Origin of the sequence: Mesorhizobium sp. ES1-3 (assembly GCF_020164795.1) — a bacterium.
Classification (GTDB): Bacteria; Pseudomonadota; Alphaproteobacteria; order Rhizobiales; family Rhizobiaceae; genus Mesorhizobium.
The window spans coordinates 77,409-98,624 of the sequence record NZ_JAIUGW010000024.1 but is presented as its reverse complement, the minus strand read 5'-3'; the positions used below and the strand labels follow the sequence as shown (position 1 = coordinate 98,624).

22 protein-coding genes are annotated in these 21,216 nt (G+C 63.0%); 11 read left to right on the top strand and 11 right to left on the bottom strand.

Going from position 1 to position 21,216, the window contains the following annotated elements:
- Positions 1-235: 235 nt before the first annotated feature.
- The 3 genes from LB536_RS25450 to LB536_RS25440 are packed head-to-tail and all read right to left on the bottom strand — an operon-like array spanning position 236 to position 2,725.
- A complete protein-coding gene (locus tag LB536_RS25450; protein ID WP_140756457.1) occupies positions 236-652 on the bottom strand; it encodes a cupin domain-containing protein in 417 nt (138 codons plus the stop codon).
- 3 nt (positions 653-655) lie between these two features.
- Positions 656-1,519, bottom strand: coding sequence for a phosphoenolpyruvate hydrolase family protein (locus LB536_RS25445; RefSeq protein ID WP_224597432.1), 864 nt, complete (start codon positions 1,517-1,519; stop codon positions 656-658).
- A 9-nt stretch (positions 1,520-1,528) separates the two neighbouring features.
- A complete protein-coding gene (locus tag LB536_RS25440; protein WP_224597430.1) occupies positions 1,529-2,725 on the bottom strand; it encodes a Tm-1-like ATP-binding domain-containing protein in 1,197 nt (398 codons plus the stop codon).
- A 98-nt stretch (positions 2,726-2,823) separates the two neighbouring features.
- Here LB536_RS25440 and LB536_RS25435 point away from each other — a divergent pair, with 98 nt between their 5' ends.
- From LB536_RS25435 to LB536_RS25405, 7 genes are all read left to right on the top strand, one after another.
- Complete coding sequence (locus tag LB536_RS25435) at positions 2,824-3,501, top strand: TetR/AcrR family transcriptional regulator (protein WP_224597429.1); 678 nt, start codon at positions 2,824-2,826, stop codon at positions 3,499-3,501.
- Between the two features lie 366 nt (positions 3,502-3,867).
- Positions 3,868-5,184: an ABC transporter substrate-binding protein gene (locus tag LB536_RS25430; RefSeq protein ID WP_224597426.1), complete on the top strand. Its 1,317-nt coding sequence runs from the start codon at positions 3,868-3,870 to the stop codon at positions 5,182-5,184.
- A 65-nt stretch (positions 5,185-5,249) separates the two neighbouring features.
- Positions 5,250-6,155: a carbohydrate ABC transporter permease gene (locus tag LB536_RS25425; protein ID WP_140756447.1), complete on the top strand. Its 906-nt coding sequence runs from the start codon at positions 5,250-5,252 to the stop codon at positions 6,153-6,155.
- A 1-nt stretch (position 6,156) separates the two neighbouring features.
- Positions 6,157-7,113 (top strand): carbohydrate ABC transporter permease, encoded by a 957-nt coding sequence (locus LB536_RS25420; RefSeq protein WP_140756445.1) that lies wholly within the window; start codon positions 6,157-6,159, stop codon positions 7,111-7,113.
- Positions 7,110-7,331, top strand: coding sequence for a hypothetical protein (locus tag LB536_RS25415; RefSeq protein WP_140756443.1), 222 nt, complete (start codon positions 7,110-7,112; stop codon positions 7,329-7,331). The genes LB536_RS25420 and LB536_RS25415 overlap by 4 nt, the downstream gene beginning before the upstream one ends.
- Complete coding sequence (locus LB536_RS25410) at positions 7,328-8,431, top strand: ABC transporter ATP-binding protein (RefSeq protein WP_140811620.1); 1,104 nt, start codon at positions 7,328-7,330, stop codon at positions 8,429-8,431. The genes LB536_RS25415 and LB536_RS25410 overlap by 4 nt, the downstream gene beginning before the upstream one ends.
- Positions 8,431-9,534 carry an ABC transporter ATP-binding protein gene (locus LB536_RS25405; protein ID WP_140811619.1) on the top strand — a complete coding sequence of 368 codons (1,104 nt, stop codon included), beginning with the start codon at positions 8,431-8,433 and terminating at the stop codon, positions 9,532-9,534. Before LB536_RS25410 ends, LB536_RS25405 begins: the two co-directional genes overlap by 1 nt.
- A 7-nt stretch (positions 9,535-9,541) precedes the next feature.
- Here the strand turns inward: LB536_RS25405 and LB536_RS25400 are convergent, their stop codons facing one another.
- Both LB536_RS25400 and LB536_RS25395 read right to left on the bottom strand, forming a co-directional pair.
- A complete protein-coding gene (locus LB536_RS25400) occupies positions 9,542-9,973 on the bottom strand; it encodes a DUF4437 domain-containing protein (RefSeq protein WP_224597423.1) in 432 nt (143 codons plus the stop codon).
- Between the two features lie 114 nt (positions 9,974-10,087).
- Positions 10,088-11,059 carry an AraC family transcriptional regulator gene (locus LB536_RS25395; protein ID WP_224597422.1) on the bottom strand — a complete coding sequence of 324 codons (972 nt, stop codon included), beginning with the start codon at positions 11,057-11,059 and terminating at the stop codon, positions 10,088-10,090.
- A 180-nt stretch (positions 11,060-11,239) separates the two neighbouring features.
- On the opposite strand from LB536_RS25395, the gene LB536_RS25390 reads away from it, so the two are divergent.
- Complete coding sequence (locus LB536_RS25390) at positions 11,240-12,454, top strand: MFS transporter (RefSeq protein ID WP_224597420.1); 1,215 nt, start codon at positions 11,240-11,242, stop codon at positions 12,452-12,454.
- A gap of 40 nt (positions 12,455-12,494) precedes the next feature.
- Here the strand turns inward: LB536_RS25390 and LB536_RS25385 are convergent, their stop codons facing one another.
- Positions 12,495-13,073 (bottom strand): TetR/AcrR family transcriptional regulator, encoded by a 579-nt coding sequence (locus LB536_RS25385; protein WP_224597418.1) that lies wholly within the window; start codon positions 13,071-13,073, stop codon positions 12,495-12,497.
- 97 nt (positions 13,074-13,170) lie between these two features.
- On the opposite strand from LB536_RS25385, the gene LB536_RS25380 reads away from it, so the two are divergent.
- A complete protein-coding gene (locus LB536_RS25380) occupies positions 13,171-14,079 on the top strand; it encodes an SDR family oxidoreductase (RefSeq protein WP_224597417.1) in 909 nt (302 codons plus the stop codon).
- 12 nt (positions 14,080-14,091) lie between these two features.
- Here LB536_RS25380 and LB536_RS25375 read toward each other — a convergent pair whose 3' ends face one another.
- A complete protein-coding gene (locus LB536_RS25375) occupies positions 14,092-14,439 on the bottom strand; it encodes a GFA family protein (RefSeq protein ID WP_224597415.1) in 348 nt (115 codons plus the stop codon).
- A gap of 115 nt (positions 14,440-14,554) precedes the next feature.
- Here LB536_RS25375 and LB536_RS25370 point away from each other — a divergent pair, with 115 nt between their 5' ends.
- Positions 14,555-15,850 carry an amidase gene (locus LB536_RS25370; RefSeq protein WP_224597413.1) on the top strand — a complete coding sequence of 432 codons (1,296 nt, stop codon included), beginning with the start codon at positions 14,555-14,557 and terminating at the stop codon, positions 15,848-15,850.
- A gap of 76 nt (positions 15,851-15,926) precedes the next feature.
- Here LB536_RS25370 and LB536_RS25365 read toward each other — a convergent pair whose 3' ends face one another.
- From LB536_RS25365 to LB536_RS25350, 4 genes are read right to left on the bottom strand one after another with little or no spacing between them, the layout of a single operon-like run.
- Positions 15,927-16,919 carry a hydroxyacid dehydrogenase gene (locus tag LB536_RS25365; protein ID WP_411966586.1) on the bottom strand — a complete coding sequence of 331 codons (993 nt, stop codon included), beginning with the start codon at positions 16,917-16,919 and terminating at the stop codon, positions 15,927-15,929.
- A gap of 2 nt (positions 16,920-16,921) precedes the next feature.
- Entirely contained in the window at positions 16,922-17,641 is a 720-nt protein-coding gene (locus LB536_RS25360; protein WP_224597411.1) for a FadR/GntR family transcriptional regulator, read from the bottom strand.
- 2 nt (positions 17,642-17,643) lie between these two features.
- A complete protein-coding gene (locus tag LB536_RS25355) occupies positions 17,644-18,813 on the bottom strand; it encodes a mandelate racemase/muconate lactonizing enzyme family protein (protein ID WP_140756425.1) in 1,170 nt (389 codons plus the stop codon).
- 59 nt (positions 18,814-18,872) lie between these two features.
- Complete coding sequence (locus tag LB536_RS25350; protein WP_140756423.1) at positions 18,873-19,760, bottom strand: sugar phosphate isomerase/epimerase family protein; 888 nt, start codon at positions 19,758-19,760, stop codon at positions 18,873-18,875.
- A 400-nt stretch (positions 19,761-20,160) separates the two neighbouring features.
- Here LB536_RS25350 and LB536_RS25345 point away from each other — a divergent pair, with 400 nt between their 5' ends.
- Positions 20,161-21,216, top strand: coding sequence for a sugar phosphate isomerase/epimerase family protein (locus LB536_RS25345; RefSeq protein WP_224597409.1), 1,056 nt, complete (start codon positions 20,161-20,163; stop codon positions 21,214-21,216).

The following is a 21,216-nucleotide window of genomic DNA, read 5'->3' as shown; positions in this document are numbered from 1 at the left end:
AGAAAACTGTCACCCATGCTATCGGTCCATTCTGTTACCTATCTATCCGGTTCGGACAGCCGGACATTTCTCCCCGTTTAGTGACGGGGAGAAAGGGGCTGTCGCAACCTCGGCGCTCGTCCTGCACCGTTGAAAATTGACGAAAGCATCGGTGGTAGCGTCTTTCTCCCCGTCTCTATACGGGGAGAAATGTCCGGCAGGACAATGAGGGGCGGCGCTGCCTCGACCAAGCTCATCACTGCCCCGCCGGGATCAGCCTGAAATCCGGCAGCTCCCGGAGCCCAAGCTCCGGCCCGGCCGGCGAATAAACGACGAACAGCTGCATCGGCTGATCACCAGTGTTGAGTGTCGAGTGGAACCGGCTTTCCGGCACATAGATGGTGCAGCCGGGACCGACTTTCTCGACCACCGGATTGCCCTTCTCGTCCTCGACCATCTGTTCGCCATGGCCGGAGATGACGAAGATGATTTCCTCGGCGCCCGGATGGTTGTGGCGGGTATGGCCCTTGCCCGAGGGCAGGTCGACGACGCCGCCGGAAAAGCGGATCGCGCCATTCACTTCAGGTGCCACCGTCAAAGATAGTTTTCCCCAGTCGAAGCCGAAGGCGCTGACGTCCTTCGGGTAGACAAACACCTTGCTCTTGTCGGCCATCTCTCATCCCTTCGTTTTCTTGGCGGTCTTCTCACCGCCGAGCGTCACCGCCTTGAAATCCGCCGTCTGCCTGGCGATCGCGGCTTCCGCGGGCAGCCGTTCCATCGAGCTCGCGCCATAGAAGCCGTGCAGGCCCTTGGCATGGGAGAGGATGTAGCGCGCATCGTCGGGCATCGAGATCGGGCCGCCATGGCAAAGCAGGATGACGTCCTTGCGCACCGAGCGCGCCGCCTCGGCGATGGCGTCGATGGCAACGACGCAGTCGTCGAGCGACTTGGCCGACGTGGCGCCGATCGAGCCGCCGGTCGTCACGCCCATATGGGCGACGACGATATCGGCTCCGGCTTTGGTCATGGCGCGCGCTTCTTCGGGGTTGAAGACATAGGGCGTGGTCAAGAGGTCGAGCTTGTGCGCCTCGGCGATCATGTCGACCTCGAGGCCGAAGCCCATGCCGGTCTCCTCGAAGCTCTGCCGCATCTGGCCGTCGAACAGGCCGATGGTCGGAAAATTCTGCACGCCGGAAAAGCCCATCGTCTTAAGTTCCGCCAGCAGCAGCGGCATGATGACGAAGGGATCGGTGCCGTTGACGCCGGCCAGCACGGGGGTGTGTCTGACCACCGGCAAGACCTCATAGGCCATCTCCTTGACGATCTCGTTGGCATTGCCATAGGCGAGCAGGCCGGCTGCCGAGCCGCGCCCGGCCATGCGGTAGCGGCCGGAATTGTAGATGATGATGAGGTCGATGCCACCGGCTTCCTCGGCCTTGGCCGACAGGCCGGTGCCGGCGCCGCCGCCGACGATCGGCACGCGCTTGTCGATCATTCCCCGGAATTTCTTCAATATGTCCTTGCGCGGTATGGCTGGCATGTCTGGGTCTCACTGACTGGCGATATCGAGGAAGGCCGCGACCGCGGCCATGGCGAATTCCGGATCGTTGATGTGCAGTGGCAGGCGGGTGATGCGGCGTTTGCCATTCGGCTTGATGGTGTGCTCGATGGCATCGAACAGGACGGCGTCGGCTTCCGGATCGAAGAAAGCGCCGCCTTCGATGTCGAGTGCGGAAACGCCTTTTTCCGGGATCAGGAAATGCACCGGACCTTCGCACTGGGCGAGCCTGGTGCCGATCCATTCGCCGATCGCGCGGCATTCCTGCGTGCTCGTGCGCATCAGCGTGACGTTCGGGTTGTGCTCATAGAACAGCCGGCCGCGATAGCGCTCCGGAATGGTCGATGGCGCCCAGAAGTTGACCATGTCGAGTGCGCCGACCGAGCCGACGTAGGGCAGCTTGGTGCGGGCAATGGCACCGAAACGATCCTGCGTCGCCGGCAACACGCCGCCGCATAGGAGGTCGCAGACCTCAGTCGTGGTGATGTCGAGGATGCCAGAGAGCAGGCCGCTGTCGGCCAATTTCTCCATGCTGCGGCCGCCGGTGCCGGTGGCATGGAAGACCATGCAGTCGTAGATGTCGCGCAATTGATCGGCAATTGCGGTCACGCAAGGCGTGGTGACGCCGAACATGGTGAGGCCGATCGACGCTTTGCCGTCCGCTGCCGGCGCCGGATTGCCTGCCATGCCCGCTATCGCCTGGGCGGCGTTGTGCAGGACGACACGAGACAGCCGGTTGAGGCCGGCCATGTCCGTCACCGATGGCATCATGATGATGTCGGATACATCGACATAGGGAGCGGTGTCGCCGGAGGCCAGCGTCGAGACCATGATCTTGGGCAGGCCGAGCGGCAGCGCACGCATGCCCGCGGTGATGATCGAAGTGCCGCCGCCGCCGCCAATGCCGACCACACCGGCAATGTCATTTCGCGATTGGATGAAACGGGTAAAGGCGACGCCCATGGCGGCGACCGCCGCGCCACGGTCATTGCCGCCGAGTACGGCGGTGCTGCCGCCGGGATGATGCGCGGCGACATCCTTGGCAGCAATGTCGGGAGATATTGTCGCCTCGCGCGTTCCGACATCGACACGGCAAACGATGGCGCCTGTCGCGGCGATGGCATCGGCCAGGAAGCCGAGTTCCTCGCCCTTCGTGTCAGCCGTACCCACCACATAGACGCGCTCCATCAAGGGTCCCCAATACTGGCGGCTGCAATACGTGTGTCTCATGGCCAGGCCTAGCGGAGGGCCATTGCAATTTTTTGAGACGCGCGTATCGTATTGGTATGGATGTCTCGCGTCAACAACCCGCAACGAATGAAGACACCGGTGAGAGAGCCGAGCGCGGACCCCGCGCGCGTACGAAACGGCTGATGCTGGAGACGGCGACAAGGCTGATGCAGGCGGGGTCGACGCCTTCGGTCAGCGAGGTGGCGGAAGCGGCGCAAGTGTCCCGCGCCACCGCCTATCGCTATTTCCCGAGCCAGGCAGCCTTGGTGCAGGCGGTCGTCGACGAGGGGCTCGGGCCGATCCTCACCTGGAAATCCACCGCCGCCGATGCCGAGCGCAGGGTCGCAGAACTGTTCGATACGGCCATGCCGCGCATCGAGGCCTTCGAGGCGACATTCAAGGCAGCGTTGAAGCTGTCGCTCGATCAATGGGCGCGACGCCAGGCGGGTACGCTTGGCGGCGAGCCTGCCTTCACGCGCGGCCATCGCGTCGAATTGCTGAAGGAGGCGCTCGCGCCGCTCAAGGGCCGCTTGGCGCCGCGCGACTTCAAGCGGCTGGCGCAGGCGCTGTCGCTGATCTTCGGCGTCGAGGTGCTGATCGTGCTCAAGGATATATGGGGGCTGGACAGCCGCCGGATGATGTCGGTCGCGCAATGGGCGGCTAGTGCACTGGTGCGCGCGGCGGTGGCGGAGTCGACCGTCGATACGGCTGGGATGACGCTGGCGACGAGATAGAAATAGCGCTTATCTGGTTCTACCAGATCTGCTTACCGACGACTGATAACGCCCATGATGCAAAAGTCTGCACGAGCTCAAGACGTATCAATGAGTAGGAAAATATAGAGAAAACAGTTGGATAAATCTGGAATTCGATGGCTTTGGCTGGCATCATTGCTCAAGAAAGGGCTTGACGGGCATTCATAATTGGTACTACCAGATTGGAAAGAAAAGCGGATCGGAAATGGAGGGCTGAGATACGTTTTCCGGCAGGGCGAGGAGGCTCGGAACCGGAAAAGGTTCGATTACGGGAGGAACTACCAGGGCCGGCTCCGTCGCCGCCTCGCATGACAGGGTAGAACGCGCACAAGGGAGGAAATCATTATGCGCAAGTTAGTGACCAGCGTGCTCGCTGGTATCGGCCTGACGCTTGCCTACGGAACGTCCGTCCACGCGCAGGACAAGGAACTCACCATCTTCTGGGCGGAATGGGATCCGGCGAACTATCTGCAGGAACTCGTCAACGACTATACGGCCGAGACCGGCGTAAAGGTCACGGTACAGACCACGCCGTGGCCTGACTTCCAGACCAAGGCCTTTACCGAATTCAACGCGCATGGCGATGCCTACGACCTGGTGGTCGGCGACTCGCAATGGCTCGGCGCCGGTTCGACGCAGGGCCACTATGTCGACCTCACCGACTTCTTCAATAAGCACAAGCTCAAGGACGTGATGGCGCCCGCGACCATCAAATACTATGCCGAATACCCTGGCGGATCCGGCAAGTACTGGGCGATTCCGCTGGAAGGCGATGCGATCGGCTGGTCCTATCGCAAGGACTGGTTCGAGGACCCGAAGGAGAAGGAAGCCTTCAAGGCGAAATACGGTTACGACCTCGATATTCCGAAGACCTATGCGCAACTGCGCGACATGGCCGAGTTCTTCTATCGTCCCGACCAGAAACGCTACGGCGTCGCCATCTATACCGACAATTCCTATGACGCGATGGCGATGGGCGTCGAAAGCGCCATCTTCAGCTATGGCGGCGATCTCGGCGACTACGCAACCTACAAGGTCGACGGCATCACCAATTCCAAAGAGGCTGCCGCCGGCCTCGACATGTACAAGGAACTCTACAAGTTCACGCCTCCCGGCTGGGGCAAGACTTTCTTCGTGGAAGACAACCAGGCGATCACCGGCGGCCTCGCCGCGATGAGCATGAACTTCTTTGCCTTCTTCCCGCCGCTGGTGAACAAGGCCACCAACCCCTATGCCGACGTCACCGGCTTCTTCGCCAACCCTGCCGGCCCGGACGGCAAGCGCTTCGCCGCTCTCGGCGGCCAGGGTGTTTCGGTTATCTCGTATTCGAAGAACAAGGACGAGGCGATGAAGTTCCTTGAATGGTTCATCAAGGACGAGACCCAGAAGAAGTGGGCCGAGCTCGGCGGCTACACCTGCAGCCAGGCCGTGCTGAAGTCGGAAGCCTTCCAGAATGCCACCCCCTACAACAAGGCGTTCTACGACACAATGTTCATGGTCAAGGACTTCTGGGCGACGCCTGAATACGCCGAAGTGCTCGATCAGCTGAATCAGAACATCTATCCGTTCGTGGTTGGCGGCAAGGGCACCGCCCAGGAGGCGCTCGACAAGACCACCGCCGACTGGAAGGCGACGTTCACCAAGTACAACCGCTACAAGTAAGCATCACAGTCAGAATGCCGGAGGAGGGTTTCCCCTCCGGCATTCCTGTTTTCAGGAGACAACCGTTGGCTTCAGTAGCCCTCACCAATCTTGACCCTGCGTCCAGGGCCGCTGCCCGCGGCTGGTCCGATCTGACCATCCGCAACCTGTTCATCATCCCGACACTGGTCTTTCTGATCGTCTTCAACATCTTTCCGCTGATCTATTCGCTCGGCTATTCCTTCACCAACTTCGCCGCGAACCGCAGCGAGCCCTGGCAGTTCGTCGGCTTGCAGAATTATCGCGAGCTGCTCAGCGACGACCATATCTGGTCGAACTTCGTCATCACGGCGAAATACGTGATCGTTTCGGTGGCCGGACAGATGATCGTCGGCTTCGGCCTTGCGCTTCTGCTCAACCGCAGCTTTCCGATGAAGGGCCTGATCACCACGCTCTTGCTGTTGCCGATGATGATGTCGGCGGCGGTCGTCGGCCTGTTCTGGCAGCTGCTCTACAGCCCGTCCTGGGGTCCGATCAACTATGTCTTCGGCCTGGGCGACTTCGCCTGGCTCTCCAATCCCGACAGCGCGCTCTACGCGGTCGCGATCACCGACATCTGGATGTGGTCCCCCTTCGTCATGCTGCTGTCGCTCGCCGGCCTTTCGGCCGTGCCGCAGCACCTCTACGAGGCCGCCGCGATCGACCGCGCCAGTTGGTGGTACACTTTCACCCGCATCACCTTGCCGCTGGTCTCGCCGATCCTTTTGATCGCGCTGATCTTCCGCACCATGGAAGCCTTCAAGACCTTCGACATCGCCTACACGATGACGACCCAGCCGACAGCCGAGCTGATTGCGATCCGGCTCTACAAGCAGGCCTTCCAGCAATGGGACACAGGCAAGTCCTGCGCGCTGGCCTACATCGTGCTGATCATGGTGCTGGCCATCACCAACCTCTACGTGAAGTACCTCAACAAGGTGAAGGAGCGCTGACATGGCCGCCGTCCGCACTTCTTCCGAGATCGCTTTCAACCGCATCGCCATCGCCGCGGTGCTGATCGCCACGCTGATGTTCCTGGCGCCGATCTACTGGATCGCCTCGACGGCGTTCAAGCCGAAGGAGTTGGCCGTCAGCGTGCCGCCTACCGTGCTGTTCGAGCCTGAGGTGACGCCGTTCATCAGGCTCTTCACCAAGCGCGTGCAGATGCAGAAAGCCGTTGACCCGCAAGTCTACGAGGCCGCGCCCTGGTGGGAAAAGCGCATCTATGATGGCGGCGAGAGGGTGCTGAAGGTCGGCAAGGACGTACAGCTTTCGCAATATCCCGACCGGTTCATGAACAGCCTGATCGTGGCGGTCATCAGTACCGTGCTTGCGGTGGGCATGGGAACCTTCACCGCCTACGGCTTCTCGCGCTTCAAGATCGCCGGCGAGGCGGACCTGCTCTTCTTTATTCTGTCGACACGCATGCTGCCGCCGGTGGTGGTCGCCATCCCTATGTTCCTGATGTACCGGGTGGTCGGCCTCAACGACTCGCATATCGGCCTGATCATCCTCTACGTTGCCTTCAACCTGTCCTTCTCGGTCTGGCTGATGAAGGGCTTCATGGACGAGATCCCGAAGGAGTATGAGGAGGCGGCGCTGGTAGACGGCTACACCCGCATGCAGGCCTTCTTCAAGATCGTGCTGCCGGAAGCGGCAACCGGCATCGCCGCCACCGCCGTGTTCTGCTTCATCACCGCTTGGAACGAATACGCTTTCGCGCTGATCATGACCAATCGCCGCGCGCAGACGGCGCCGCCCTTCATCCCATCGCAGATCGGCTCCGGCCTGCCGGACTGGACCACGATCGCGGCGGGCACTTTCCTGTTCCTGCTGCCGGTCGCGATCTTCACCTTCCTGCTGCGCAACCATCTGCTTCGCGGCGTGACGTTCGGAGCGATCCGCAAATGAGTTTTCGCGCCATCAACGAGAAGTACCTGTTGCCGGCATCGCAGATCCTCATGGTTCTGGGCATCGTTGCGCTCTGCCAGCCATGGAGCCTCAACCTGCATTCCTACGGCGTGACGATCATTCTGGCCGGACTGATCGGCTTCAACATCACATCGAAGATTGCGCCGGAGCGCGGCGAGGAAACTGGCGCCGCGACGTATGAGGGAGCCCGGCAGTGACGCAGATCGAACTTCGTGGCATCGAGAAATTCTTCGGTGCCGTCCAGGTCATCCACAACTTGAACCTCGCCATCGCCGACAACGAGTTTATCGTGCTGCTCGGCCAGTCTGGCTGCGGCAAGACCACGACGCTGCGCGCGATAGCGGGGCTGGAGACGATCGATCAGGGCGACATTCTGATCGACGGCAAGGCGGTGCAGCACCTCAAGGCCGCCGACCGCGACATCGCCATGGTGTTCCAGTCCTTCTCGCTCTACCCGCACATGACAGTGTTCGAGAACATCGCCTTTCCGCTGCGCGCCACGCGCATGAGCAGCGGCGAGGTCGACAAGTCTGTGCGCGAGGTCGCCCGGGTCCTGCGCATCACCGACCTGCTCGACAAGAGGCCGTCTGCGCTCTCCGGCGGCGACATGCAGCGCGTTGCGATCGGCCGAGCGCTGGTGCGGCGCCCGAAGGCAATGCTGATGGACGAGCCGATCGGCGCGCTGGACGCCAAGCTGCGCGAAGAGATGCGCGCCGAGATCAAGCGCCTGCACGTCAAACAGGGGTCGACCACGATCTACGTCACCCACGACCAGATCGAGGCAATGAGCCTGGCCGACCGGATCGTCATCATGCATGAGGGTTTCATCCAGCAAGTCGGTACGCCGGACGATGTCTATTCGCACCCGGCGAACCTGTTCGTGGCGCAATTCGTCGGCAGCCCGGTGATGAACATCGCCGAGGCCAGCGTCACCGAACATGCCAGTGCCGCCGCCGTCACGGTCGGCGGCGCGCCGGCGGGCTTTGAGTTCCCGCGCCAGCTCCTGTCCAAGCTCAACGGGCATTCCAACGGTGGCTTGACGCTCGGCATCCGCCCGGAGGGCGTGCTCGTCCGGCACGATGCAGCGCCAGGCTACATGCCGGTCGAGGCGAACATCATCGAGCCGCTGGGATCGTTCGACGTCGTCGACCTCAAGGTCGGCTCCGAGATGCTGCGCGCGCGCACCAAGGCCGGCTACGTTTCGGGTCCCGGCGAGAAGGTCCATGTCCGCATCGATCCGGAGCAGGCGCATTTCTTCGACACGGCAAGCGGCAAGTCGCTGGGGGTGAGGCTGTAATGGCCCATATCGAACTGAAGAACATCACCAAGAAGTTTGGCAGCCACACCGCGCTGATCGACCTCGACCTCGACATCGCCGATGGCGAGTTCTTCGTGCTGCTCGGCGAGACTGGCGCCGGCAAGACGACGACACTGAGGCTGATCGCCGGTCTCGAAAAGCCGACGGAAGGCCAAGTGTTCATCAACGGCACCGATGTCGCCGACTGGGGCGCGGCCGAGCGCGACGTGGCGCTGGTGCTGCAGCAATACTCGCTCTACCCGCGCTACACGGTGCGCGAGAATCTCGAATTTCCGCTGAAGCCGAAGATCCGCAGGCTGCCGGACGCCGAGATCAAGGACCGCGTCGACCGCGCCGCCCGCACGCTGCGGATCGAGCACCTGCTCGACCGCAAGACCGACCGGCTGTCCGGCGGCGAGATGCAGCGCGTCTCCATCGGCCGCGCCATCGTGCGCAAGCCGCGCGTGTTCCTGATGGACGAGCCGCTGTCGGCGCTCGACGCCAAATTGCGCGAGGCGCTGCGTACCGAGTTGAAGAACCTGCAGATACAGCTCGGCGCCACCTTCCTGTTCGTCACCCACGACCAGATCGAGGCGATGTCGATGGGCGACAAGGTCGGCGTGCTCAACCACGGCCGCATCATCCAGACCGGCACGCCGCACGAGATCTACAACAATCCGCGCGACACCTATGTAGCGAGCTTCGTCGGCTCGCCGCCGATGAACCTCATCGACGGCAGGCTGGTGAACGGCCGCGCGGTGATGGCGCCATTGAATTTCGAACTGCCCTTTGCGGGGGCGGCCAAGACTTTTGCGGGGGCAGGGGCGCGTGCGACGACTGACGGTCGCCCGCTGGTCTTCGGCATCCGTCCGGAGGACGTCTATCTGGAGAGCGGCGCACCGGTCGAGGCGCGCGTCCATGATGTCGAGAACCATGGCGTGGAGAAGATCCTGACGCTCCGCGTCGGCGACACCTTGTTGCGCGCCACGGTGCCGGCCAGGACCGATGTCGCGATCGAGCAACCGGTGCGCTTTGCCTGGAACCCCGACAAGGTGGTGCTGTTCGACAAGGGCAGTGGTGTCAGCTTGCGCCACGCGTCATAGGGCGCGGCTATTTCGGCAGGTAGGTCTCGTATGGCGTGTCGTTGATCAACAGGATCACGCACTCCGTCTGCGAGAGGCAGGCGTCGTCATGCATCTCATTGGCCTTCTGGGTCCAGTAGGATCCAGGTGGCAGTTCGACCTTGGTCGCCTCACCGCCTTCCATCTGCCAATGCGCCCAAAGACCCTGGATGACCACGGCGCGATAGTCGGCGGTGTGCGCGTGAACAGGAGCGCGCCAGTTGCCCGGAACTTTCAGCAATGTTCCGGCAGGGCCCTTGGACCTTTCGCCCCACAGTGGTCCGAGGCGCTGCGGCTGGTCAGGAGCCTCGGCGACGTAAGGGATCTTGCCTGCCGGTAGATAGCTGTCCTCGAGGACAAAGGCGCGTCCGGGAACGACCGACAGGGCGGCAAGCGCGAGCGGTGCGAAATGATTGGCCATGGGATTTCCTCCACGGCCAGACTATCCGCCGGAAGCCGGCCGGCAATGACGCTGCGTCCAAAAGACTTGGCAATTCCTCCAGCCGAGAAGGAGGAGCGATTTGGCTGCCTGACGTCAGGACGGCTCGTCGCCGGCACCAATGTGGCGCAGATGGCTCGGCGCCACACCCATCACCCGCTTGAAGGCGCGGCTGAAGGATGCTTCCGAATCATAGCCCAGTTTCGCCGCCGCCACCGATACCCTCATGCCATCCCGGGCCAACCATTGCCTAGCCTGGTGCATGCGCACGCGCAGCACATACTTGGCGGGCGTCTCTCCGACCACCGTGGCGAAGCGCTGGGCAAAGGCGGAGCGCGAGGCTCCCATCATCCGCGCCAGTGCCTCGACGCTCCAATCGCGATCCGGCTGCAGGTGGATGGTTGCCAGTACCTTGCCGACGTCGGGATTGCGGACAGCGGCGATCCAGCCGGTGGCATCGCCGCAGCCGTTCTCCACCCAGGAGCGGATGATCGTGGCGGCGAGCACATCGGCAAGGCGGGCAAGAATCCCGCCGGAGCCGACCCGGTCCATCGTCACCTCGCCGGCCATCGCGTCGAGCAGATGCTGGATACCCGGCGCGTTCGCCATCAGCTTATGCGCCTGCATCAGGTTGGGCATCATGTCGAGCAGCGGGTGCGAACCATCGAGATTGAAATGCATGCTGCCGCAAAACAGCAAGGTCTTGGGGCCGCCACACTCGTTGGAGACGTCGTAGATATTCTCGCACACCGGTTCGATCGTGTAGCGGCCGATCGGCACCGGGGGCACGCCGGGCGCGCTGGCCAGGACATGCTCGTCGCCGCGCGGGATCAGAAGCGCGTCACCCACGGAGAGTTCGATCCACTCCTTGGCCGGCGAGAACAGCCAGCAACCCTGCTGGCCGATGAAATGAAACCGCGCCGCCTTCTGTGCGGGGAAGGAAACGGCCCAGGGCTCGCCCAGCACGCAGCGGCCATAGTCGACGCCGTCGAGCCGTAGCCCGCGCAGCATGTCGGTCAGCGGATCGCCAGAAGTCGGCAGCGCCATTTTGGACGAATTGTAATTCATTCTGGTGTTTCTAGCATGGAAACTCCAGATCGTCACTCCCATGTTGCATTGCAGCCAAATGCTGCGCTGCAAACAAACCGGCGACTGGCCGCATAGCCAAGCCATGACGGCAAGGCATGTAACGGGTGGAGCCCGGGCCGGTCATCTTCTATGTGGCGCTGCAAACATCGGAGACTGACCATGGCCGAACCCGCGACAGGCGTCGCCGACGCTGCCCTATTGAATCCCGCAGATCGGGAAGAGCAAACCGAACCGGCATGGGGCGCCGTGGTCTCGCTCGCCCTTGGCGTTTTCGGTCTTGTCACCGCCGAATTCCTGCCCGCCAGCCTTTTGACGCCGATGGCGCACGACCTGGGCGTAAGCGAAGGCGTGGCCGGCCAGGCGGTGACGGCAACCGCCATCGTCGGCGCCATCGCCGCTCCCACCATGGCCATCATCACTAAACGCATGGACCGCAGGCTGGTGATGTGGATGCTGACGATGTTCCTCATCCTGTCCAACCTTCTGGCCACCTTTGCCTCGTCGCTGCCCATGCTTCTGCTTGCCCGAGTCGTGCTTGGCGTGGCCCTTGGCGGCTTCTGGGCGATGTCGGCGGCCATGGCGCTGCGGCTGGTGCCGATGCGGCTGATGCCGCGCGCCATGTCGATCATCCTGACAGGCGTATCGCTTGCCACCGTCACCGCGGCTCCGGTCGGCGCCTATGTGGGCGACGTCTGGGGCTGGCGCACGGCATTCATGATCGCGACCATCGTCGCGGCGCTGGCGCTGTTGGTGCAACTGGCCACCATTCCGAAACTGCCGCCGGTGGGCGTCGCGAGCTTCCGCACCTTGCTGGAAGTGCTGGAGCGGCCGTCGATCAGGGTTGCCTTGGTGGTCGTGCTGCTGGTCGCGTCCGGGCACTTTGCCGGCTTCACCTATGTCCGTCCCTTCCTCGAAAAGGTGCCGGTGCTCGACATCGAGACGATCTCTCTGGTGCTGCTGGCCTACGGCATAGGTGGGTTCTTCGGCAATCTTGCCGGTGGCTTCATGGCTGAGCGCAACCTCAAGGCCGCGGTGGCGCTGGCGCCGTTGCTGATTGCTTTGGCGGCCGCCTCGATGCTGATCCTTGGCGCTTCGCCCATGATCGCCGCCGCCGCCGTCGCGGCCTGGGGCTTTGCCTTCGGCGCGGTGCCGGTCGGGCTGCAGAGCTGGCTGGTGCGGGCAGCGCCCGACCAGGCTGAAAGCGCCGGCGGACTGATGGTGGCGACCTTCCAGGTCGCGATTGCCATGGGCGCTGTCTTTGGCGGTCTGCTGGTCGACCATGCCGGCGTCGCCAGCGCCTTCGCCTATTGCGGCATCGCCACGCTGCTGGCTGCCGTCGTGGTGCTCCTGCGCGGCCCGAAGCAGGCCGAATAGCCTCTCCCAACAATCGTCCCTGGCAACGGCCCGAGAACCCTTACGGTTTTCGGGCTGTTTCCGTTGTGATGGCGGCAACGAAGCGGTTGAGACTGGCCTCGACATAGACAGCCACTTCGATCGTCGGATCGAAGCTCCACCATAGCAACGAACCTTGCCAATGCGACGCCATCAGCAGGCCGAGGTCCTGTGGCGGGTCGTCGATTTCAGCGAAGCAGGCCGAAAGAGCGGCGCAAAGGACTGCCTTCCAGGCAGCGCCACGTGCCCTGAGCACGGGATCGCGCAGATCCTCGCGCAAGACGAGCAGGCCTTCGGCATAGGTTTCGATGCCGCCATAGCCCTGCGATAGCGCAACCAGCAATTCGATGGCGCCGGCCGGGGTTCTTGGAACGGCGGCAGCCACAGTCCCGGTCTTGTCGTCAAGACCGTCCCAGGCATGCAGCAAGGTGCGCTGCTTCAACTGCGCCTTGTTTTTGAAGCGCTGCACCAGGGTTGCGCCCGAAAGGCCGCAGGCTTTTGCCAGACGTTCGAAGGTAAGCGCCTCCGGGCCGTGCTCGTAGATCAATCGCAATGCGGCTTCCAGCACCTGCTCGTCGGACCGGGTTTTGGGACGGGTCATCTTGACATCCTGACATAACCGAATGATCATTTATATATGATGCGAGCGGCGAGGGCCAGCTCGGACTTGATCGATGATGCGGTTTTGGGAGAGTTCAATGACGTTGCAAGGGAAGGTTGCTCTGGTTGCCGGCGGCACGCGGGGCGCCGGGCGCGGCATAGCGGTCGAACTCGGTGCCGCCGGTGCCACAGTCTATGTCACCGGGCGGAGCACGCGCGGCCATCCATCCGAGTATGCCCGGCCTGAGACAATCGAGCAGACGGCGGAATTGGTCACCGCGAACGGCGGCAGGGGCATTGCCGTGCGGGTCGATCATCTCATCGCCGATGACGTAAGCAGGCTGGTCGGGCGCATCCGGACCGAACAGGGTCGGCTCGACATACTGGTCAATGACATCTGGGGCGGTGAAAAGCTGTTCGAATGGGACAAGCCGGTCTGGGAGCACAATTTGGAGAACGGTCTGCGCATGCTGCGCCTGGCCATCGACACGCATTTGATCACCGCGCACCATGCCTTGCCGTTGATGATCGAACGGTCGGGCGGGCTGCTTGTTGAAATCACCGACGGCACCGCCGAATACAATGCCGGGCATTATCGGCTTTCGCCTTTCTACGACCTTGCCAAGGTGGCGGTGAATCGAATGGCCTGGGCTCACGCCCAGGACCTTGCGAAACACGGAGCCACGTCGGTCTCGCTGACGCCGGGCTGGATGCGTTCGGAAATGATGCTGGAGATTTATGGCGTCGCCGAAGAAAACTGGCGCGACGCCACGGTAAAAGTGCCGCATTTCGTCATTTCCGAAACGCCACGCTTCGTCGGCCGCGCCGTTGCCGCTTTGGCGTCGGATCCGGATCGGTCGCGCTGGAACGGGCAGTCGCTGTCCAGCGGTGGTCTGGCGCAGATCTACGGTTTCACGGATTTGGATGGTTCGCGGCCCGATGCCTGGCGCTATGTTCCGGAGGTTCAGGATGCCGGCAAACCAGCCGATGCAACAGGCTACCGGTAGAGCAGAACTGATTCAGGCCGAACGCCCGTCGAAGTCGAAGATCGACAAGGTGGACGGGTCGAGATCGGTGACGCAATTGACGTTGATGTAGGCGCTGCGTTCGCCGCTTTCGCTGATGTCTTCAGCAAAGGCATGGATGCCGCAGGTCCGGCAGAAGCGGTGCGCTATTTTCGTCTCGCCGAATGTGTAGCGGCCAAGGTCATCGCCCCAGGCGACGAGGGTAAGCCTGTCATGTGGCACGGCCCATAGCAGCGCTCCCTTGCGGGCGCAGATCGAGCAATTGCAGCGCACGACGCCCTCAAGCTCGCCCTCCACCTCGAACGCAACCTTGCCGCAGTGGCAACTGCCCTTGTACAGCATCAGTATCTTCCTATCGCTGGCAGGTGCAAAGGCACGCTGGCCGGGTTATCCCTTCGGCAGGCTTAGCGGCTGCTTGCCCTAAGGACGCTCTATCCTGGCGGAGTCCGACATCGACATGCAATCAGTCCGCGACCATCTCGAAATCATCCTGTCACGTCTTGCCAATCGTGCGGCCAACGAGAAGGTCTTCACGAAGCTGTATGCCGAAGCGGCTCGGGCCGCGGCCGACGCCAGCGACGCCCGTATACGAGCCGGAGTGACGCTCGGCCCGCTCGACGGCACCATCGTCTCTATCAAGGATCTGTTCGGTGTCGCTGGCGAGCCGACCACGGCTGGTTCGCTGATGCGCAAGACCGCCGCGCCGGCTCAGCGCGACGCCGCCATCGTCGGCCGGTTGCGCCAGGCCGGCGCGGTGATCATCGGCAAGACCAACATGACCGAATTCGCCTTCACCGCGATCGGCGACAACATGCACTACGGCACGCCCGGCAATGCCGTCGATGCCAGCCGCATTCCAGGCGGGTCGTCGTCCGGCGCCGGCGTGTCTGTGGGCGAGGGGACGAGCGAAATCTCGATCGGCTCGGACACCGGCGGGTCGATCCGCATTCCAGCGGCGCTCAATGGCGTCTTCGGCTTCAAGCCGACGGCGCGGCGCGTGCCGCTCTCCGGCGCCTTTCCGCTTTCGGCAACGTTGGACTCAGTCGGGCCGCTCGCCCGAACCGTCTCGCAATGCGCCGCCGCCGACGCTGTGATGGCCGGCGAGGTGCCGAACGAATTGGCGGCCATTGCACTCGCCGGGCTTCGCATCGGCATTCCGCGCGGCGTTCTCTTCGGCGACACGGAAGGCGAGATTGCCGCGGCCTTCGAGCATTGTCTCGGCAAGATAGGGTCGACTGGCGCACGCATTACGGATCTGTCGATCGACGACATGATCGCGGATTTGCGCGCGGCCACCAAGCGCGGTTCGATCGCGGCGATGGAAGGCGCCGAAGTGCATGCCGACTGGCTAGCAACGGGCGCACCGGTGCCGGTCGACCCGCATGTCAGCGGGCCATTGTCGCGGGCGGCGCTGCTGCCGACGCCGGTCTATATCAGGGCGCTCCGCCGCCGTGCCGCGCTGGCCGCCGCCATGGATGAGCGGCTGGCGTCGATCGATGTGCTGGCTTTACCGACCGCGCCGGTGACGGCGCCGACCATCGCTTCCCTGGCTGAGGATGCCGAACTGCGTGATCGTATCGAAGGCCTGCTTTTGCGCAACACGCAGGTCGCCAACCAGTTCGACCTCTGCGCGATCTCGCTGCCGATGCCAGGAACATCGCTGCCAATGGGATTGATGCTGGTGGCGCGCAATGGCCATGATAGGCATCTGTTGCGGATTGCCGCCGAAGTGGAGAGGCTGCTGGGCGGTTGATCGGTAGCGAGCCGTAGATGATGGATCAGTGCGATGAACAGTGCTTGCGTTCGCCATCGGGGCGAAACCGCGATTGCTATATCTCGGGCGCAAACCGCCGCCGGTAATGATCGACCACTTCCGGATTGCGCAGATTGACCGGTAGTTTGCCCGCCAGCACCAGCAGGGCTTCGCCCGCCGCGCCGACGCCCATGCGCATCATCGATTCCTCGGTGATCCCCGCCATATGCGGGGTGATGATGACATTGTCGAAGCCGAAATAGGGATGATTTGGCGGCAGCGGCTGCGTCGAGAAAACGTCGAGCGCGGCCCCCCCGATGCGGCGCTCCCGCAAGGCGTCGGTCAGCGCATCGTCATCGACGACCGGTCCGCGCGACACGTTGATCAGCAATGCGTTGGGCTTCATGCGGGCGATGCGTTCGCGGCTGATCAGGCCGCGCGTCTCCGGCGTCAGCGGGCAGCTGAGCACGACGATGTCGCTCTGCTCGACCAGCGCGTCGATCGAAAGGAAGCCGACTTTTTCCGGCGCCGGCTGCATGCTGCGCGTCGTTGCCACCACTTTCAGGTCGAAGCCGTGCGCGGCGATATGGCCGACGGCCTGTCCGACGGCGCCAAGGCCGACAATGCCGATGGTCTTACCGGCGAGTTCGATGTTGGAGTTCGCATGCTCGCGTCCGGCCAGCCAGCCCTTGGCGCGCAGGTCGCGGTCGACACGGCGGAACTGCCGCAGCAGTGCAAGCGCGGTGAGCATGACATATTCGGCGACCGAACGGGCGTTGACCGCCGGCACGTTGGCCACGAGCACGCCGGCTGCCGCGGCCGCTTCCATCGGGATCATGTCGAGCCCGGCGCCATGGCGGATCGCGGCCCTCAGCTTCCAGGCGCCCTCGAACAATGCCGGCGGCAGTGGCGCGCGCACGATGACGATATCGGCGTCCTTGGCCTCCCTGGTCAAGGTGGCGGCATCGAGCGCGGAGGCGATGACGAGCTGACCAGCGCCCGCCAGCCTGGCCGAGGCGCGCGGGTGCAGCGGATGCGTCGACAGGATCTTTGGCACGGTCTGGGTCACGGTCAGGCCTTTTCGAGCGCCGCGCCCGCGGGCAAAGCCGCCATGCCACCTTCGATCAGGCCTTTCCAGTAGCTTTCCGCGCCTTGCAGATGGGCGCTCATCAGCGCCTGGGCGAGATTGCCGTCGCGGCGCAGCAGCGCCTCGTAGATCTGCACATGCTCGGCATGCGAACGCACGCTGCGTTCGGGATCGTTGAAATAGATCGGCAGGCGCTGCTCGCCCATCAGGTAGTAGACGCTGCAGATGTTGTGGAAGACGCTGTTCTTGGTAGCGCGCACGATTTCGAGGTGGAATTCGCGGTCCTCCTTGGCAAGGCCTTCGCCTGCGGCGATGCGTTCCTCGGAGGCCTTGAGGATCTCGCGCAGGCGCTCGAAATTCTCTTCGGTGGCGCGCGAACAGGCAAGCTCGGCGGCCTTGATCTCATGGATCTTGCGCAACTCGACCGTCTCATAGATCTGCAGGGGATCGAGCGGCAGGCCGGCGCGCGCGAACAGCGCCAGCGCCTCGACGCTCGCCTGTTTGGTGTCGATGTAGATGCCGGATTTGGCGCGGCGCTCGACGATGCGCATGGCTTCGAGGATGGCGAGCGCTTCGCGGATCTGGCCGCGGCTGACGCCGAAATGCTCAGCCAATTCGCGTTCGGAAGGCGTGCGGCCGCTCTCCTTGTCCGAGTGGGAGAACAGATAGGCGGCGAGTTCCGCGAGAAGGTTCTTTTCTTTCATAATCAATTGCGTTGCGCGTGCGCCTCCAGGAATCGCTCAGAAATGGTGAATCCCAATCCGGGCTTTTCCGGGATCGCTATCATACCGTCCTTGGCTTCGACAGTCTCTTCGACCAGATCGTGGATCATCGGGTTGGCGCCGAGCGAATATTCGACCGTGAAACTCGACGGCGAGGCGGCGCAGACATGCAACCCGGCGAAGAAGCATGGCGCGCCGGCCCAAAGATGCGGCGCGAAGCGCAAATTGAAGGCGCTGGCGATGGTGCCGATCTTCATCGCCTCGCTGATGCCGCCGCAGAAGGCCGGGTCCGGCTGGAAGATGTCGGCGGCCTTGAGCACGGCGAGATCGCGGAAGGCATAGCGCGTCGCCTCGCTTTCGCCGGTGGCGATCGGAACCGCGCCGGTGGCTCGCACCTCTGCCATGCCCGGCTTGTCGTCGGCGATCACAGGCTCCTCGAACCAAGCGAGATCGAGATCGCCGACCAGATGGATGAAGCGCTTGGCCTCGGCCACCGTATAGGTGCCGTGGGCATCGACCATCAACTCGACGTCGGGGCCGAGCGCCTGGCGCGCGGCGCGCACGCGGGCGGCGGAGATGTGTGCCGCTCCATCCATGGCGCCGACCCGCATCTTCAGCGCCTTGAAGCCGCCCTTGGCGGCGTAGGATTTCAATTGCTCGCCGATGGCATCGGCCGACGCCCAGCCGCCGGAGGCATAGGCCTGCATGCGATCGGCCTTGCGGCCGCCGAGCAACCGCCAGACCGGCTGTCCCAGCGACTTGCCCAGGATGTCCCAGAGCGCGATGTCGACGGCACTGATGGCGGCGACGCTCATGCCGCGCCTCGCCAATTGCGGCATGGCGTGGCCGGCATGAGCGGCGGTCTCATGGCGTACGCCGTTGTAGAGCATCTCCCAGATGACGCCGATGTCGGCCGGATCTCGGCCGATCAACTGCGGCCCGACCTCGTGGTTCAGCATGTGGACGAGGGCGCCGTAGCTGCCGGCACTGCCGGCTGCGTTCTTGCCTTCTCCCCAGCCGACCAGCCCGTCATCGGTTTCGATGCGCAGGATGGCGGCGTCGAAGGTCGTCACCTGGCCGAAGTCGCTGCGGTGCTGCTTCGCGGCTTCGATCGGGACGCGGACCCACCAGGCCTGGACTGTCTTGATGCGCATATTCTTCCCCAGCCCTGCCGCCGGCCAGGGCGGAAGGGCAAATTCCCAGAGGCAATCGACTACTTGATCAGCGGCAGCAGCGTTTCGGCGGTAATGCGCATCTGATCGGTGTAGAATTTTTCGGTGAGCACGCTGGAGCCATGATCCTGGATGAACTTCAGCTGCTCAGGCGAGATATCGACCGGGTGGCGCTCGACCATTTCGGGATAGGGTGCTGCCGGTGTGCGATCGACGGGGGCGACGAACTCATTGGTCAGCGCGCCGTCATAGCCGACTTCCTTCAGGGTCCCGACGATCCTTGGCCAGTCGATCTGGCCGAGGCCGGCCGCAAAGCGGTTGTTGTCGGCGACATGGAAGTCGAACAGGCGCTTTCCGACCTGCCGGATGGCGTCATGGACGTTAAATTCCTCCATGTGGATATGATACGCGTCAAGGCAGACGCCGCATTCGGGGCTGACCGCATCAGCCAGCGCCAGCGCCTGGGCGCCGCGGTTGAACAGGTAGGTTTCGAAGCGGTTGAGCGGTTCGACGGCAATCTTGACGCCGACCTTCTTGGCGTGGGTGAAACATTCCCGGGTCGCGTCGACCACCCACTTCCACTCCTCTTCCTCGGTGCCGTCCGGCACCACCTTGCCGACGGTTGCCGGAACCAGCGTGATGATCTCGCCGTCGAGTTCGCTGACCATCGTCAGCACGTCCTTGACGTATTGCACGGAGCGCTCGCGCTGGCCCTGGTTCCTGGCGGCGAGGTTGCGTTCACCCAGCATCAAGGTCACCGCGCCCCAGCAGCGGATGCCATGCTCCTTCAGCAGCGCCCGCGTCTCCTTGGTCTTGTACTGCGCGGGCTCGCCGGAAATCTCGATCGACTCATAGCCGAATTTCTTGATGCGCTTGAGCGTCGTCTCGAGGGGTTCCGCGCGCATCCAGTTGTGCGTCGAGAGATGCATGGCCTGTCCTTCCCAGATTCGTCCGTATGGTTTGCCTGCGACATGCATCGCCGAACGACGACGCAAGGGCTCCTCCCCAAGGCATCCCCAGCCTTTTTCTGCGAACTGGTTCGACCAATTGGGCCTGAAAAGAGGTCTACAGCAAATTCTCCGAGACGGCAACAACTGTGGCGGCGCAACTCCCATGGTGGATTAGTTTGTTGATTACATTGCGATATGTGCCGTTATTTTGCGTGTTCGGAGAGCCTTTTCGGCGCATTCCGAGACTTGACCAAATTGCCTTATTTGGTCATACCAGAATGGCAGTGTCGGCAGAGTGTCCGACGCGAAAAGACCAAAGTGACTGGCCCTGCTCCCCTCAGGCGCTATGCTTGGTCGTGACAAAACGAGGAGGATGCCGATGCCGACGACAATGAAGGGCCCTGGACTGTTTCTGGCGCAGTTCGCGGGCGATGCAGCACCGTTCAATTCGCTGGCGTCGATCACCAAATGGGCCGCCGGTCTCGGCTACAAGGGCGTGCAGATCCCGACCTGGGACGCGCGCCTGTTCGACCTCGAGAAGGCGGCGTCTTCCAAGGCCTATTGCGATGAGGTGAAGGGCATCTGCACCGATGCGGGCGTCGAGATCACCGAATTGTCGACGCATCTGCAGGGGCAATTGGTGGCGGTGCATCCGGCCTATGACGCGCAGATGGATGGGTTCGCGCCGCCATCAGTACACAACAACCCGAAGGCGCGGCAGGAATGGGCCGTCGAACAGATGAAGTTCGGTGCCAAGGCGTCGCGGAATCTCGGGCTGAATGCCTCGGTGTCGTTCACCGGCTCGCTGGCTTTCCCTTACCTCTATCCCTTCCCGCAGCGGCCCGCCGGTCTGATCGAGGAAGCCTTCGGCGAACTCGGCAAACGCTGGAAGCCGATCCTCGACGGCTATGAGGACAATGGTGTCGATGTCGGCTACGAAATCCATCCTTCGGAGGACGTGTTCGACGGGGCGACCTTCGAGATGTTCCTCGACGCTGTTGGCGGCCACAAGCGCTGCAACATCAACTACGACCCTTCGCACTTCCTGCTGCAGCAGCTCGACTATCTCGAATTCATCGACATCTATCACGAGCGTATCAAGGCCTTCCACGTCAAGGACGCCGAGTTCAATCCAACCGGACGGCAGGGCGTGTACTCCGGGTACCAGAGCTGGACGAACCGCGCGGGTCGTTTTCGTTCGCTCGGTGATGGGCAAGTGGATTTCGGCGGGATCTTCTCCAAGCTGACGCAGTACAATTACGATTCCTGGGCGGTGCTGGAATGGGAATGCTGCCTGAAGCATCCTGAGGACGGTGCGGCCGAAGGGGCGCCCTTCATCCAGCACCACATCATCCGGGTGACGGAGAAGGCATTCGACGATTTCGCCGCCGGCACCACGGACAAGAAGCTGCTGCGCGCCATGATGGGAATTTGA

Coding starts and splice junctions, on each gene's coding strand:
- LB536_RS25450 (WP_140756457.1), bottom strand. CDS start 652: ATGGCCGACAAGAGCAAGGTGTTTGTCTACCCGAAGGACGTCAGCGCC.
- LB536_RS25445 (WP_224597432.1), bottom strand. CDS start 1,519: ATGCCAGCCATACCGCGCAAGGACATATTGAAGAAATTCCGGGGAATG.
- LB536_RS25440 (WP_224597430.1), bottom strand. CDS start 2,725: ATGGAGCGCGTCTATGTGGTGGGTACGGCTGACACGAAGGGCGAGGAA.
- LB536_RS25435 (WP_224597429.1), top strand. CDS start 2,824: ATGGATGTCTCGCGTCAACAACCCGCAACGAATGAAGACACCGGTGAG.
- LB536_RS25430 (WP_224597426.1), top strand. CDS start 3,868: ATGCGCAAGTTAGTGACCAGCGTGCTCGCTGGTATCGGCCTGACGCTT.
- LB536_RS25420 (WP_140756445.1), top strand. CDS start 6,157: ATGGCCGCCGTCCGCACTTCTTCCGAGATCGCTTTCAACCGCATCGCC.
- LB536_RS25415 (WP_140756443.1), top strand. CDS start 7,110: ATGAGTTTTCGCGCCATCAACGAGAAGTACCTGTTGCCGGCATCGCAG.
- LB536_RS25405 (WP_140811619.1), top strand. CDS start 8,431: ATGGCCCATATCGAACTGAAGAACATCACCAAGAAGTTTGGCAGCCAC.
- LB536_RS25400 (WP_224597423.1), bottom strand. CDS start 9,973: ATGGCCAATCATTTCGCACCGCTCGCGCTTGCCGCCCTGTCGGTCGTT.
- LB536_RS25395 (WP_224597422.1), bottom strand. CDS start 11,059: ATGAATTACAATTCGTCCAAAATGGCGCTGCCGACTTCTGGCGATCCG.
- LB536_RS25390 (WP_224597420.1), top strand. CDS start 11,240: ATGGCCGAACCCGCGACAGGCGTCGCCGACGCTGCCCTATTGAATCCC.
- LB536_RS25385 (WP_224597418.1), bottom strand. CDS start 13,073: ATGACCCGTCCCAAAACCCGGTCCGACGAGCAGGTGCTGGAAGCCGCA.
- LB536_RS25380 (WP_224597417.1), top strand. CDS start 13,171: ATGACGTTGCAAGGGAAGGTTGCTCTGGTTGCCGGCGGCACGCGGGGC.
- LB536_RS25375 (WP_224597415.1), bottom strand. CDS start 14,439: ATGCTGTACAAGGGCAGTTGCCACTGCGGCAAGGTTGCGTTCGAGGTG.
- LB536_RS25370 (WP_224597413.1), top strand. CDS start 14,555: ATGCAATCAGTCCGCGACCATCTCGAAATCATCCTGTCACGTCTTGCC.
- LB536_RS25360 (WP_224597411.1), bottom strand. CDS start 17,641: ATGAAAGAAAAGAACCTTCTCGCGGAACTCGCCGCCTATCTGTTCTCC.
- LB536_RS25355 (WP_140756425.1), bottom strand. CDS start 18,813: ATGCGCATCAAGACAGTCCAGGCCTGGTGGGTCCGCGTCCCGATCGAA.
- LB536_RS25350 (WP_140756423.1), bottom strand. CDS start 19,760: ATGCATCTCTCGACGCACAACTGGATGCGCGCGGAACCCCTCGAGACG.
- LB536_RS25345 (WP_224597409.1), top strand. CDS start 20,161: ATGCCGACGACAATGAAGGGCCCTGGACTGTTTCTGGCGCAGTTCGCG.